The organism is Clostridium tetanomorphum (assembly GCF_017873215.1).
Lineage (GTDB): Bacteria > Bacillota > Clostridia > Clostridiales > Clostridiaceae > Clostridium_AO > Clostridium_AO tetanomorphum.
The window spans coordinates 147,132-160,636 of sequence record NZ_JAGGKA010000004.1 but is presented as its reverse complement, the minus strand read 5'-3'; the positions used below and the strand labels follow the sequence as shown (position 1 = coordinate 160,636).

General features: G+C 28.5%; 13 protein-coding genes. 1 reads left to right on the top strand and 12 read right to left on the bottom strand.

The window, feature by feature from the left end; all coding sequences use genetic code 11:
* Positions 1–171: 171 nt before the first annotated feature.
* The 11 genes from J2Z24_RS05465 to sstT form a co-directional block, all read right to left on the bottom strand.
* Positions 172–2,787, bottom strand: coding sequence for an ABC transporter permease (locus J2Z24_RS05465; RefSeq protein ID WP_035146677.1), 2,616 nt, complete (start codon positions 2,785–2,787; stop codon positions 172–174).
* On the bottom strand, positions 2,784–3,467 hold the full coding sequence (locus tag J2Z24_RS05460) for an ABC transporter ATP-binding protein (protein WP_035146675.1): 684 nt from the start codon (positions 3,465–3,467) through the stop codon (positions 2,784–2,786). Before J2Z24_RS05460 ends, J2Z24_RS05465 begins: the two co-directional genes overlap by 4 nt.
* 440 nt (positions 3,468–3,907) lie before the next feature.
* On the bottom strand, positions 3,908–4,363 hold the full coding sequence (locus J2Z24_RS05455) for a hypothetical protein (RefSeq protein ID WP_035146674.1): 456 nt from the start codon (positions 4,361–4,363) through the stop codon (positions 3,908–3,910).
* A gap of 318 nt (positions 4,364–4,681) precedes the next feature.
* Positions 4,682–4,915 (bottom strand): hypothetical protein, encoded by a 234-nt coding sequence (locus tag J2Z24_RS05450; RefSeq protein WP_035146671.1) that lies wholly within the window; start codon positions 4,913–4,915, stop codon positions 4,682–4,684.
* A 194-nt stretch (positions 4,916–5,109) separates the two neighbouring features.
* Positions 5,110–5,493: a hypothetical protein gene (locus J2Z24_RS05445; RefSeq protein ID WP_111947734.1), complete on the bottom strand. Its 384-nt coding sequence runs from the start codon at positions 5,491–5,493 to the stop codon at positions 5,110–5,112.
* Positions 5,494–5,692: 199 nt separating this feature from the next.
* Entirely contained in the window at positions 5,693–6,946 is a 1,254-nt protein-coding gene (locus tag J2Z24_RS05440) for a HAMP domain-containing sensor histidine kinase (RefSeq protein ID WP_035146669.1), read from the bottom strand.
* Between the two features lie 50 nt (positions 6,947–6,996).
* Positions 6,997–7,689, bottom strand: coding sequence for a response regulator transcription factor (locus J2Z24_RS05435; RefSeq protein ID WP_035146667.1), 693 nt, complete (start codon positions 7,687–7,689; stop codon positions 6,997–6,999).
* 161 nt (positions 7,690–7,850) lie between these two features.
* The gene (locus tag J2Z24_RS05430) at positions 7,851–8,150 is read right to left on the bottom strand and encodes a hypothetical protein (protein WP_051593193.1); all 300 of its coding nucleotides are present in this window, start codon (positions 8,148–8,150) and stop codon (positions 7,851–7,853) included.
* On the bottom strand, positions 8,147–8,461 hold the full coding sequence (locus J2Z24_RS05425) for a hypothetical protein (protein ID WP_035146665.1): 315 nt from the start codon (positions 8,459–8,461) through the stop codon (positions 8,147–8,149). The genes J2Z24_RS05430 and J2Z24_RS05425 overlap by 4 nt, the downstream gene beginning before the upstream one ends.
* A 101-nt stretch (positions 8,462–8,562) precedes the next feature.
* Positions 8,563–8,862 carry a hypothetical protein gene (locus J2Z24_RS05420; RefSeq protein WP_035146663.1) on the bottom strand — a complete coding sequence of 100 codons (300 nt, stop codon included), beginning with the start codon at positions 8,860–8,862 and terminating at the stop codon, positions 8,563–8,565.
* Positions 8,863–9,247: 385 nt separating this feature from the next.
* Positions 9,248–10,480, bottom strand: coding sequence for a serine/threonine transporter SstT (gene sstT, locus J2Z24_RS05415; protein ID WP_035146661.1), 1,233 nt, complete (start codon positions 10,478–10,480; stop codon positions 9,248–9,250).
* 442 nt (positions 10,481–10,922) lie between these two features.
* On the opposite strand from sstT, the gene J2Z24_RS05410 reads away from it, so the two are divergent.
* The gene (locus J2Z24_RS05410; RefSeq protein ID WP_035146658.1) at positions 10,923–12,266 is read left to right on the top strand and encodes a M14 family zinc carboxypeptidase; all 1,344 of its coding nucleotides are present in this window, start codon (positions 10,923–10,925) and stop codon (positions 12,264–12,266) included.
* 173 nt (positions 12,267–12,439) lie between these two features.
* Here the strand turns inward: J2Z24_RS05410 and J2Z24_RS05405 are convergent, their stop codons facing one another.
* On the bottom strand, positions 12,440–13,504 hold the full coding sequence (locus tag J2Z24_RS05405; protein ID WP_035146656.1) for a glycosyl hydrolase family 18 protein: 1,065 nt from the start codon (positions 13,502–13,504) through the stop codon (positions 12,440–12,442).
* Position 13,505 lies beyond the last annotated feature (1 nt).

Here is a 13,505-nt window from a genome sequence, read left to right as displayed (position 1 = left end):
ATTGCCTATCACCTATCATTTAAAAACTCCCCTGCATCTAATACTTAAAGTGCAAGGGAGTTTAACTTATTATATTAAAAAAATCTTTCTATATCTTTAATATCAAATACAATTAACTTATACATATAATATCTGAACTTTTCTGTAGTAGCAATAAAATAAAAGCCTCCATTATTCTTCTCCTCTAATATTCTCAATTATATTTTCCCTATTTATCTTTTTTAATGGTATATAAGTAGCCATAAGCGAAATAATTATAGCTCCAACTATAGCTGTTATAATTTCCTTTGTAGGAACTTCCCATGGAAAATCCCTTAATATAGACATTATTGTGAATAATTTATAGGATAGTGCTGTTCCAATAATTGCTCCATATATGGATGCTATTACACCGTAGTACATTCCTTCAATACAAACCATTTTTCTCATTTTAGCTTTGTCCATACCTACTGCCCTAATCATAGCTAATTCTCTTTTTCTAAGTATTAAGTTTGTACTTATGGTATTTACAATATTTAAACATCCTATTAAACTTATTACCGCTACAAATCCATATAAAAATATATTAATTGCTATAGCCTTATCTCTGTTTTGTTTTGACTGCTCTCGATAATCAACATATTGATATCTAGGATCTTTTTCATTTAAACCCTTTAAATACTGGGCTAAATTATCTTTATCACTACCTTCTTTTAGCTGAATAAACATTCTTTCAATATCACTATTTCCAGTAAGACTTTTATATACATTTTCTGAAGTTATTAAAGTTAATGATCCATAATTGCTATACTCACTGTCTAAAATTCCTTTATCTAAAACCCCTATAACCTTAACCTTTTTAATATTTTTATCCTTTGTCTTACCATTTTTAAAGCTTCCTCTATCCTCAATACTGATTATATCTCCAACTTTATAATCTACTATATCTACCATAGCAGATTTCTTGGTGTCTTCATTATATAAATTATTTGTCTTTATAAGTATTACTCCATTTTCATTATTTAATTTTTCCTTATCCAAACTACCATCTCTAAGATATTTTTTAAGTTCAGGTAGTACATTATCTCCATAGCAAACTAAATTATTATCAAGGCTTAACTGTCCATCTTTTATATTTTCTTTAAAATATGGCTTTCCCTCAAATAATTTAGGATTTACTCTTTCTTCTGGAATTAAAGCAGCTCTATTCTCCTTCATAACTTTGTATACTTTTTCTACATCTTTAAAGTTTGAAATTTCATTACAAAGGGAAAGACTTATTGCTGTATTTGAAGTTCCATTTCTCCACAGCATAAAATCCTTCATATCATTTTCTTTTACTGCTCCCATCTTAAATACAAAACTTGCAAAGCTTCCAAAGACTATATAAAGTACTATACTTATAGTCAATGAAAATACAGTAATTCTAAATTTTTTTCTATTTCTTTTAAGATTTTTATAAGCAATTTCTCCTTCTATTCCTAAAATCTTATTAATTATCTTAGATCTTTTCCTCTTTTTTAATTTCTCCTTCTTTAGACTTCCAGTATTTCTTACTGCCTCCAATGGAGAAATCTTAGAAGCCTTTATTGCTGGACCTATTGCAGATAAATAAATTGTAATTAATCCTATTATAGTGCTTATTATAATTACAATAGGTGATATAACTACCTGTATTTCATTTTTTAATAACATTTCAACCACATGAATTACTATTTCCATAGCTAGTATTCCACTAGCAAGTCCTAATGGTATACCTATAACACTTAATATTAATGCTTCATTTAACACCAGCTTTTTTATCTGATTTGGTGCCGCTCCTGTGCATCTAAGTATTCCAAATTGTGAAACTCTCTCTAAAACTGATATGTTAAATATGTTATATATAACCGCTATGGTGCTTATAATAATTAATCCTACTATAAATGCTACTACAGCTGTTAACCCTTTGTTTAAAGACTCATTTAAGCTTTCAGCATATAACCTTAAAAGTTCCTCATTATACTTAATTTCATAGGACTTTTCTGGTGTTTTTTCTTTTTTAAGGCCTATACTTTTAGCTATATTTTTACATTTTTCATGGACATCTTTTGTAGAATTTAATTTTACAAATACATTATATTTATTATCTTCTGATAGTTTATTCTTATCTAAAAAGGTTATACCATTAGTAATATAACTGCCTGGCCATGAAAACTTTGGCTCTACAGTACCAACTATTATATATTCCTTCTGCCCTTTTTTATTAAAAGTTTCCTTAGGCTCATCTTTTCCATTTTTATTATTATTTTCTTTAACTATTCTTTCTCCAATATCTAATTTAATTTTATCTCCAATCTCAGGTTTTCCAGGTAAATAATCAGGTACCCAATATTCTACTATTATTTCATTTTCCTTTTGTGGAAGTCTTCCTTCTTTTATGTTAATAGGAAACATACTTAGTGCTCTACTATCATAAGCTTTTATCTCCAAATATCTATACAAAAAAGATGAAGGATCACTAGCTCTTTCTTCCTTGCTTATATTTGATAATATTGCTGTAGTAACATCATTAGTAACCGCTATATTTTCTACATCCACATTATTATTTATTTTATTAATATGCTCCTTATCCACTCTAATAAACTTTGCATGATAATGTCCTTTATCTTTTATACAATCATCTATAAATTTTGTTTTTATGCTCATAAGCATTGTTCCTATAGCAGTTACAAGTGCAACAGAAAGTACTATACCTAATATTGTAAGTATAGTTCTTTTCTTTTGGCCTTTTAAATATCTATATGTTAAATGACCATACTTTTTCATGCTTTCATCACCTCATCTTTAACTACACCCCCATCTTCTATAGTTATTACTCTGTCTGCCTGGGATGCAATATTTAAATCATGGGTTATAATTATCAATGTTTGATGATATTTTTGCACTGAAAATCTAAGTAGCTCTATTATTTCCTTACTATTTTTACTATCTAAATTTCCTGTAGGTTCATCTGCTAATATTATAGATGGTTTATAAGCTAATGCCCTTCCTATAGACACCCTTTGTTGTTGTCCCCCTGAAAGCTCTGATGGAAGATGATTTCTTCTATTTTTTAACCCTAAAATATTAATTAATTCCTCTTCATATTTTTTATCAACCTTTTTATTATCTAAAAGTATTGGAAGAGTTATATTTTCCTCCGCTGTTAGTACAGGTATTAAATTATAAAATTGAAATATAAATCCTACCTTTCTCCTTCTAAATACAGCAAGTTCTTTTTCATTTAAGGTATATATATCCGCTCCATCAATTATAACTTTTCCTGATGTAGGCTTATCCACTCCCCCTAAAAGATGCAATAAAGTACTCTTTCCAGATCCACTAGCCCCTACTACAGCCACGAACTCCCCTTCATTTATAGAAATATTTATATTCTTTAGTGCATCCACCTTTGTATCTCCCGAACCATAACTTTTACACAAATTAACGGTCTTTAAAACTTCCATTATGCTTTTCCTCCCTATCTTCAACTATTATTTCATATTCCTTATCTGTTAAATGTTTCTATAATTATTATAAAATTTGAAACTTACAGGAAGGTGATTTTTATCTTACTATTTAGTAAGATATGTGTATAAGAACCAAAATACATTTGTTATAACAAAGCTTGATATATCTAAACTAACGCTATCTTTAATTAATTTAAACATAGAAAAAACAAGAATACAATAGAAATATATTTTTGAGAAGCTTTTGACGGTAAATAAAATAAGCCCTAGAATTAATCAGGGCTTATTTTATGGTTTAAAGTTATAGTCATCATATAAATTAAACCATTAAAACTTAGTTATATGTGTATTTTTATAATCCTTTGCATTAAGTACATAATAATTATAACTTATTACACACATTACAATGCTCTTTAAAAATATGATCTAAAAAAGCTTTATTTTACTACCTCAAAGAGGTATAGCGTAATGTGTCCATTATCATAGTTATATCCATACAGTTCACGTCTTATAACATTATCATTTGAATCATATGCAGTAAAAGTAAAGAAATAATCTCCATTATATTTAGGTATTGGAACAAGTACTCTTCTGTCTGTAGGTTTAATATTATAAGAATATGAATGTGAGCTTGATGTGCTTGTTCTATGATCATATTCACAAACATATCTTACAGCGCCAGGTATTGCTCTAAAATTAATATGTGCATTCTTGACAGTTCCATCTGAACGAAAATCCTCTGCAAGTACAGCCCCAAATTCTGACAGTTCTTGCTTACAGGAATTTGAATACTTAGCTTGTAGACTTTTTTCATTGCTTGTAGCTTGTACGTTTGTGAAAATTAAACTAGAACTTAATATAAGTCCACATGTAATAGTTGATAAAAATTTCATTTTTTGTTCATAGCACTACCACCTTTTGTAAATATTTTATTTATAGTAACCTATAATATAGTATTCTGCATAAAATGTAATTTTCCTTCCAAGTTTGTAAATTATACGAATAAATTACTTTTATTCTATTTTAAAGCGTAGTACTCTTGTTTGGATAAATTTCAAGTTTATCAGCTAAATAAATGTATTATAACGACGGGTTATTAATAACAAGATTAAAATATCGACTATTTAAAAATGAATTGGTGATATTTTTTATTTACTTTCCATTAAATATAAATACTTTTCTAAGTCATATCCAATACTTATCTAATTTAATTACTTATTATTATATCTAGTGAAATATGCTGCAATAGTAATTATATTTATAATAATAAAAAATAATATAATTTCTATTCTAACTTCACATCTATGAATATATTTAATTATTTCTTTTTTACCTGAATCTAAATCATATTCTTTTTTATAAAACTTTTCAAAATCTTTGGTGCTAAAATACAGCATAATACCAAATAATAAATATGTAACTACTTTCATAAGACTTATATTCAATATACTTTTCCCCCTTATTAACGTTAATATAAAATTATAATTACATTATATTATACTACATCCAATAAAATACATAATCTATTTATCACTTCTTCTACAGTACAATAATCAAAATAAAAGCACCTATTTTATAAGTGCTTTTATTATCCAACATAATATTAATTTTTGTTATAATTGTAAAGTATTTAATTTTATTATTCTTGACTACTAGTCTGACTAGCATCATTTATTTTTATTATATTTTTTAATTTTGCATATCCTACAAAACTTAATACTATAGATGGAATAACAAATACAATATACATAATGAAAATAACACCACCTACAGAATATAAGATACCACCTGTAAGTGCAAAACCTCTTTTATTTGAAAAATATCCTACCCAATTAAAGATTGTTGCTAATACAACTAAAATCATATGAGGTGTAACTAATGCTGTTGCTATAGCAGCCCCTGCAAGTTCTGCCCCATCTTTACTTCCAAATATTCCACCACCAAAATATGATATAAGATATAAAGAATATAATGTTCCTAAGATTGCTGAAATTAATAAAACTTTAGAACGCCTAACTTTCATGAAACCCCTCCCCGCATTTAGACATACTTTACAATTATTACACATAATATATTATATGGTAATTTAACCTATATTTCAACTTATAAGTAAATTTATTCAAAAGATTCAATCCATGTGGTATTCCTTTGCCTTACTAACTATATAAGACTATTCTCCTTATTCTTCACCGTTTCCATAATTAATCCTCATGGTAAGTTTTCTATATTACTCCTTTTAAAAAGATGATGTCAAACTTACTTCCTTTTCCCTTTTCACTCCTTACTAATATTGTTCCCCCTTGACTTTCTATAATAACTTTAGCCAAAGCAAGTCCAATTCCTATACTTTCTGCCTTAACAGAATTACTTCCCTTATAAAATCTTTCAAATATATGTGGCATATCTTTTTTGTCTATACCTTCTCCATTGTCCTCAATTAAAATTCTGCTAAATAAAGGGGTTTCTGAAATATGTATTTTTATTTCTCCTCTTTCTTGTGTGTGCTCAATACAGTTTTTTATAATATTTAATATTGCTTCAACTGTCCATTGTTCATCCACATAAAAATATACATCATCTAAATCACCAGTTATTATTATGTTTTGATGTTTCTCATCACTTTTAAACTTTAGACTTCCTAAAGCTTTTTCAATACAATTTACTCCAAGAACATTTCTCTTTTCAAAATTTATAGCTTGTGCTTCTAACCTTGCTATTTTTAATAAATTTATAATTAACCATTCCATTCTATTTAATTGAGAGCTGCTTTTTTCTAGAAAGTCTATTCTTACATCTTCTTTCATTTCCTTACGAGTTAGTAGAAGTTCATTAATTGTAAATAAAGATGTTAGTGGAGTTTTTAATTGATGAGATATATCTGAAATTATATTTTTAAGGAAGACTTTATCTTCTTTTAATTTATGTAGACTTAACTTTAATCTATTGGACATTAAATTAAAATTATGTGCTAAAATTGCAAAATCTCCTTCTCTGTCCTCCCGTAGTACTAAACTATGATCCCCTTCTATAACTTTTTCTGAAGCATAGGATAACTCTTCTACCTTTTTAAATATGTTTTTATACTCTAATAAAACTACACCTATTAAAGGTATAAAACCTAATATAAATGCCAAAATAGAATTTATTTGAAAGCTTGTATAAAAATTTTTAAGTAGGGGTTGAGAAGTTACTTTCATGGTTTCATAATACCCATACTGTTTCAATATTTCCTTTCCCTTAATTATCTGTTCCTTTGTAGCTCCTTTTGTTACATATCTTATAATGCTATTTTCTAACTCAGGATGAGTATATAATATTTCTCCAATTATCATAGAATTTTGATTCACTATATTTTCATTTAATTTATGGAACTGATAACTGAAAAAAAGATATATAATTGCTGCAAATATACTTTGAACTACTAAAAGCTTTATAATTATACTTTTCGTCTCAGGATTTTTCAAAATTGAATCCATAACAATTCCTCCCTATATATGCCTAAGAAAATTTTAAAAATAGATTTTCCTTATTTACTAACTTCATATCCCCACCTATAACCTAATCCTCTATGAGTAGTAATATATTTAGGTTCTCTTACATTATCCTCAATTTTTTCTCTAAGTCTTCTTATATATACAGAAAGGGTATTATCGTCTACAAATTCCCCTTCAGCATCCCACAATCCTTCTAATATAACATTTCTACTTAATATCTGCTTAGGATGATTTATAAAAATTAGAAGTAATCTATACTCTAATGCTGTAAGTATTATTTCCTTAGCATTCTTTTCAACTTTTCCTTGTAAAGTTTCCACCTTTATGTCTCCAGAAATTAATACATCTACATCCTTTGAAATTGTTTTGCTACGTCTAAGTATGGCCCTAATTCTTGATATCAGCTCTTTTATTCTAAAAGGTTTAGTAATATAATCGTCTCCCCCTATATCTAATCCTATAACCACATTAGCCTCTTCATCACATGCAGTTAAAAAGATTATAGGTATCTCTGATTCCTTTCTTATTTCTTTGCAAAAATCATATCCATTTCCATCTGGAAGCATTACATCTAAAATTATTAAATGGAAATTATTTTCCTTAAAAATCTCCCTAGCTTTCTTTATACTATCTGCACACTCTACATTAAATCCTTCACCGTTTAGTGTGTATTCAACACTATATGATAATATGCTATCATCTTCAACTAACAATATGTTGTTCATAAAATCTCCTCCTTGCTTAATGTTAATTTTACCATAAAAAAAATCAGGTGCCAGATCCCCCTAAAAGAAAGCACCTGACACTTGATAAATCACTTATTTAAAAAATTAAAAATTGTTAACTGTCCCTTAAAATACTTTAATTCCTTTGTTATTATCATTTATTATAAAGTTATTATAAGATTCAAATTGACATTTCTGATTCTAGCTTCACCTACAGCTTTTGACTCTACTTCCATGTTTCCATCTCCGTCAATGAGTCCTTTTATTGATTTTAAAAGTTCTTCTTTGTTTAAATTTGATGCTTCTTTGTTGTCATCACCATCTTCGCCTTTTGAAGCTGAGCCAAAGCCTCCAAAAACATCATCAGGTACAATTAATATATTACAGTTTTTATTATATGCACAAACTGCTGCTGTAGGGTGTGACTCACTTTCACAACATCTTACTGATTGTTCATTCATTTATTATCCCTCCTTATATTGATTATGTTTTTTAAAATCAATATATTTACATTGTTATTTTCAAGTTCAATTTCTTCAGTTGTATTTTTTTCATTTTCTTTCTCTTGCATTTCAGAACTTTCTCCATCATCAATTATATTATGAATAAAAATAATGTTCATGTTCAAGTTAGAATATTTATCAAATCCATCACATAATTTCATTGCATCTTCAATATATTCCTCACTAGTTAAACTCATTTGAGAATTCTTTATAATTACAAAATTTATATTCTCTTGATCTAAAAATTCGCATCTAGAATCACTTTCCAATTTTATTACCTTCTTTTTTCTTTATTCATAATTTACAATTGTGTAGAAATTACTATAGGATTGTTCTCCTATAGTAATCTCTATACAAACTATTTATGGTATTATATTACTATTATTAAATTTAAATTTATATTTTCTATATCAACTTTACCACAAGCTTTAGATTCTGTTGCAACTTCATCATCACCTGAAAATTTCTTCATAATATCATCTAAAGTATCTTTAGATGTTTTTTGAGTTGCCCCTTCATTAGCCTTATTTTCTAAACTATCAATTACAGATTCGTTATTACAAGGTACAACTAATATATTACAATTTTTATTATAAGCAAAAGCTGATGCGCTAGGATCTAATCTATTTTTACTTCCATCTGAATAATATCCTCTTAACTGTTCACTCATTTTATCATCCCTCCTTTATATGGTTATGTTCTATGGTTTCTATGTTCTTACTATAATTGCAAATTATTTTTAATAATAAAAAAAATGCTCGTATCTATGTACAATATATTGGCACGAGCATCTTTCTTATGTATTTTAAATTTATGAACTAAATTACTCGATTCCTAGATAAAATATTTTATATAATAATTATGAAATAAACTTATTATTCTTAATATATCTTATGCAAAATGAAAAAAATATGCTACAAAAATCAGGTGCCAAGCACCTCCAAAAGAAAGTGCCTGACACCTGACAAATCACTTATTTAAAAGATTAAAAGTTGTTAACTGTCCCCAATTTACAATTTACACAATTTACAATTCAATATCTATTAAGCTAAGTTCTACTTATTTATTACTATTTCTTTTCCTTTTTTACGCCACTGTGCAAATTCCGCTGTTGCTGTAAAAAGTACATCTGTGGATGAGTTAAGTGCTGTTTCACAAGAATCTTGTAGCACACCTACTATAAAACCTACTCCAACTACCTTCATAGCAATATCATTTGGTATACCAAATAAACTACATGCTAGAGGAATCAGTAACAGGGAACCACCAGCAACCCCTGAAGCACCACAAGCACTTACAGCTGAAAGTACACTTAAAATTATTGCCGTAGCAATGTCCACTTTTATACCAAGGGTATTAACCGCTGCAAGGGTTAACACTGCAATGGTAACTGCTGCACCTGCCATGTTAATAGTAGCACCTAGTGGAATGGATACAGAATAGTTATCCTTATCCAAACCTAATTTTTCACATAAACTCATATTTACTGGAATATTAGCAGCTGAACTTCGTGTGAAAAATGCTGTAATTCCACTTTCCCTTAAGCACTTAAATACAAGTGGGTATGGGTTTTTACGAATGTATGCAAACACAATTATTGGATTTACAACCAAAGCTACAAATAGCATAGAACCAACTAAAACTGCAAGCAATTGTCCATAACTAAGTAAAGACTTGATTCCATCTGTAGCAATGGCATCAAATACAAGCCCCATAATTCCTAATGGTGCAAAATTTATAATCCATCTAACTATTTGGGATACTGCATCTGAAAAATTAGAAAGCATTGTTTTCGTAGAATCTGGAGCAGTTCTTAAAGCAAATCCTAAAAGTACCGCCCATGACAATATACCTATATAGTTGGCATTATAAATTGCTTTTACTGGGTTATCAACAATGTTCATTAGTAATGTTTTTAAAACCTCTGATACTCCTCCTGGAGCCATTACATTCTCAGCACTTGCTTTAAGTGTCAATGTTACCGGGAACATAAAACTTGCAATAACTGCAAAAAATCCAGCTAAAAATGTACCTAATAAATAAAGACCGATAATAGATTTCATGTTAGTTTTATGACCAGTCTTATGTTGAGCAATTGCAGACATAACTAAGAAAAATACCAATATAGGCGCAATAGCTTTTAAAGCACCTACAAATAAAGAACCTAAAATTACTATTGGTTTTACTTTTTCTGAAATTGTTACAGCCAAAATAATGCCTATAGCCAAACCTATAATTATTCGTTTTACCAGGCTTAATCCATTCCATTTATTTATTAAGCTTTTCATAAATTTTCCTCCCTTGGATAAGATATAAATACAAAATGCATATCCACTTTGGACGTATTATTATCAGACTGGTGACTATGATGATAATTAGTTTATCACAAATTTTCATACATGGGAAGAAAAATTTCGAATATTGTCTAAATTTCTTTATGGTATTTTTTTATTTATTTAAAATTTTATATTTCACAACAGTTCTCCCCTTTGTTACTTACCATAATTATAATTTTTAACCACAAATGCGAAAGTTACATTGAATGCGTTTACACATATGTGTTACCCTGTGAATCAATGCTTTTATATTACATATTTACCCTTGACATGTGGTATATTTTGGAATAAAATTTATTTAAAGAAAATTTTAATCTAATCATAAAATAACAGAAACTAAAACAACTTATGTTATAACAAAATAATATGCAAATTATTTTAAAGGGGGATTTTTATGAAAAAGCTTAGTTTATTATTTTTGACTATTGCATTATTAATTACATCCTGCGGTGAAGCTTTTGCTAAAAATACAGAATGTAACTTGCAAAATATTAATTGGGATGAAAGACACAATATAGAATTTCATGATAATTTATTAAAAAATTTATCAGAGCAATATGATGATATAGCAAAAACTTATCCAATAGGTCATACATGGAGAGAGAGAAAGATAAATGCTATAGAATTAACTAGTAATGTAAAAAATGAAAAAAACAAAACTGGCATTGCTGTAATTGGAAATATCCATGGCAATGAGCAGGAAGCTGGTGAAAGTGCATCTTACACAGCTTGGTGGCTAGCTACTAATTATAATGTTGATAAAAAAGTAAAGGATATTTTAGATAATTATATAATATATATTGTACCTGTTCTAAATCCTGATGGATATGCCCAATCATTTATATATCCTACCAGAGAAAATTTAAGACCAACAGATCACAATTGTAATAATGTAGTATTTAGCGATCCATATACAGATACAGACAAAGATGGAGTAATAGCTGAAATATATGTAGGCGCTAAAGATTCAGCTATAAAAGATAGAAAGAAAATCGGTATGGAAAGTCCTGACTGGGATAAAAACGGAATATTTGGAGATGACCCTAAAAAAAGCAACATTGACTTAAATAGAACCTTTGATTATTTATGGAATTATCTAGATGTAGATACAAAACCGATGCTAGGTGGGAATGCCTATACAAGAGCAGGGGCTAATCCTGCTACAGAACCTGAAATAAAAGCTCTTCAAAATTTCTTATTAACTAAAAAAATTCATGCTTTAGCAACACTTCACACAGGTATACAATGTGTATTAACACCTTGGTGCAATACTTCTGAAAAGCCAAAGGATGCTGAGTTCATGGAAAAAGTAGCACTTGATATGGCAAAGACACTAGAAAATACTACTGGTAGAAAATTTTATTCAAAACAATCTTATGATGATTATCCTACTTCTGCAGAAATGATAGATTGGACATACGGTAGACTTGGTATACACTCCTATACCATTGAGGTTTATAGTGGTGGAAAACCAAACCCAAATGGCTCAATTGATGAACAATGTACCTGGGGAAATGAACTTCCAAAAGATCAATGGATATATAAGGGTGAATGGAATGGAGTTAAGGACGTATGGTTTAAAAACACCACAAGAGCGCAAATGGTAGGAATTGCTCCACCAGAACAAAGTAAAATGGTAGAAGGAGCAAAGGATTCTATACTTACTATGATACACAGCGAACCACATGGCCCAGGTTCTCAGGTTCCAGACTATCTATTGTGGGGAAATGGTTGGTAAAAATTAATTAAAAAGTTTATATGTTATTTTGTAAAAATAGGCTGTGACACTAAGAATAAATCCTACAATATATTGTGTTAACTTTAAATTTGTAAAACAGTATATTGTATGTAAATTCCTTGATGTGACAGCCTCTTTAGTTATTTTAAATACTCTTACCTTTATCAATTATTCTACTGAAACAAATTACCACCTAGTCTCCAAATACTAATATCATATCCCTTTTCTGCTATACCCTTCATCCAAAAATTTAAGGTAGTAATATCTCCATACCATACTTCATGCTCTATATTATCTTCATCTTTATAATTGAAAAACAAACACTGACTTTCATTATGCCGCTGTACTTTAGTATTATATTTTTTTAATATGCTTTTGACTTCAGCTTCTGAAACCGCCATAGTTTTCCCATTAGATGCCCAATCAAATCCTCCTGTGGCAATTGCAAAATTCTTCTTTCCGGGAACTTTGCTCATTTTTTCTATTAATCTATTAATAAACTCAGGATTTGCTTTTTCTCCTGGTTTACTAAAACCCCCATGCAAATTGTAACACATCATTACATAGGTTGGTCCTTCATTAAACTTTAGCTTATCAATAGGTGTGTTAGGCTCTAATACAACTCTCAGTTCTAAACCTTTCTCTTTAGCTTCCTTATATAGTTCATTTATAAATAATATGTAATCATCCCATAACTTCATATCATTTTTTATTCTTTCATAATCAATTTCTATACCATAAAAACCATATTTAACTGCTAAATTTATAACTTCTTTAATATGCTTACTTCTTGAATCTGAATCACTTAATAAAGCTTTTAATAAATTTGTATCTTTTAATAAAGAACTTCCATCACTATTTATTTTATCATTAACAATAGTTATATATTTATTGTAAGCATACTCCTTTGTTTCCTTATAATGATTAATCAGTTTTTCTGGCATGACCAATTCATTATTAGAATTAAAGCTAGCTGCAAAATAACAAACATTCTTCAACTGTCTATCTAAAACTTTAATTTCTTTATGAGATTCTAAATCCCAATATACAACCCAAGCGGATAGATTATTTATATTCTCTGCAAATATTTTTTCCTCTTTATTTATCTCTACATTACTATCTTTATTATTAGAATTATTTTCTTTTGAAAAAACGCCTATATATATAACTGACACTATTAATAATATCAACAGTGTTAGCCCAGTAAAAATCAAGTTTTTTCTCCCATTATTACTCATT

Bases quoted from the DNA above. Each gene is read 5' to 3' on its own strand.
- J2Z24_RS05465 (WP_035146677.1), bottom strand. From the start codon at position 2,787: ATGAAAAAGTATGGTCATTTAACATATAGATATTTAAAAGGCCAAAAG.
- J2Z24_RS05460 (WP_035146675.1), bottom strand. From the start codon at position 3,467: ATGGAAGTTTTAAAGACCGTTAATTTGTGTAAAAGTTATGGTTCGGGA.
- J2Z24_RS05455 (WP_035146674.1), bottom strand. From the start codon at position 4,363: ATGAAATTTTTATCAACTATTACATGTGGACTTATATTAAGTTCTAGT.
- J2Z24_RS05445 (WP_111947734.1), bottom strand. From the start codon at position 5,493: ATGAAAGTTAGGCGTTCTAAAGTTTTATTAATTTCAGCAATCTTAGGA.
- J2Z24_RS05440 (WP_035146669.1), bottom strand. From the start codon at position 6,946: ATGGATTCAATTTTGAAAAATCCTGAGACGAAAAGTATAATTATAAAG.
- J2Z24_RS05435 (WP_035146667.1), bottom strand. From the start codon at position 7,689: ATGAACAACATATTGTTAGTTGAAGATGATAGCATATTATCATATAGT.
- J2Z24_RS05430 (WP_051593193.1), bottom strand. From the start codon at position 8,150: ATGAATGAACAATCAGTAAGATGTTGTGAAAGTGAGTCACACCCTACA.
- J2Z24_RS05420 (WP_035146663.1), bottom strand. From the start codon at position 8,862: ATGAGTGAACAGTTAAGAGGATATTATTCAGATGGAAGTAAAAATAGA.
- sstT (WP_035146661.1), bottom strand. From the start codon at position 10,480: ATGAAAAGCTTAATAAATAAATGGAATGGATTAAGCCTGGTAAAACGA.
- J2Z24_RS05410 (WP_035146658.1), top strand. From the start codon at position 10,923: ATGAAAAAGCTTAGTTTATTATTTTTGACTATTGCATTATTAATTACA.
- J2Z24_RS05405 (WP_035146656.1), bottom strand. From the start codon at position 13,504: ATGAGTAATAATGGGAGAAAAAACTTGATTTTTACTGGGCTAACACTG.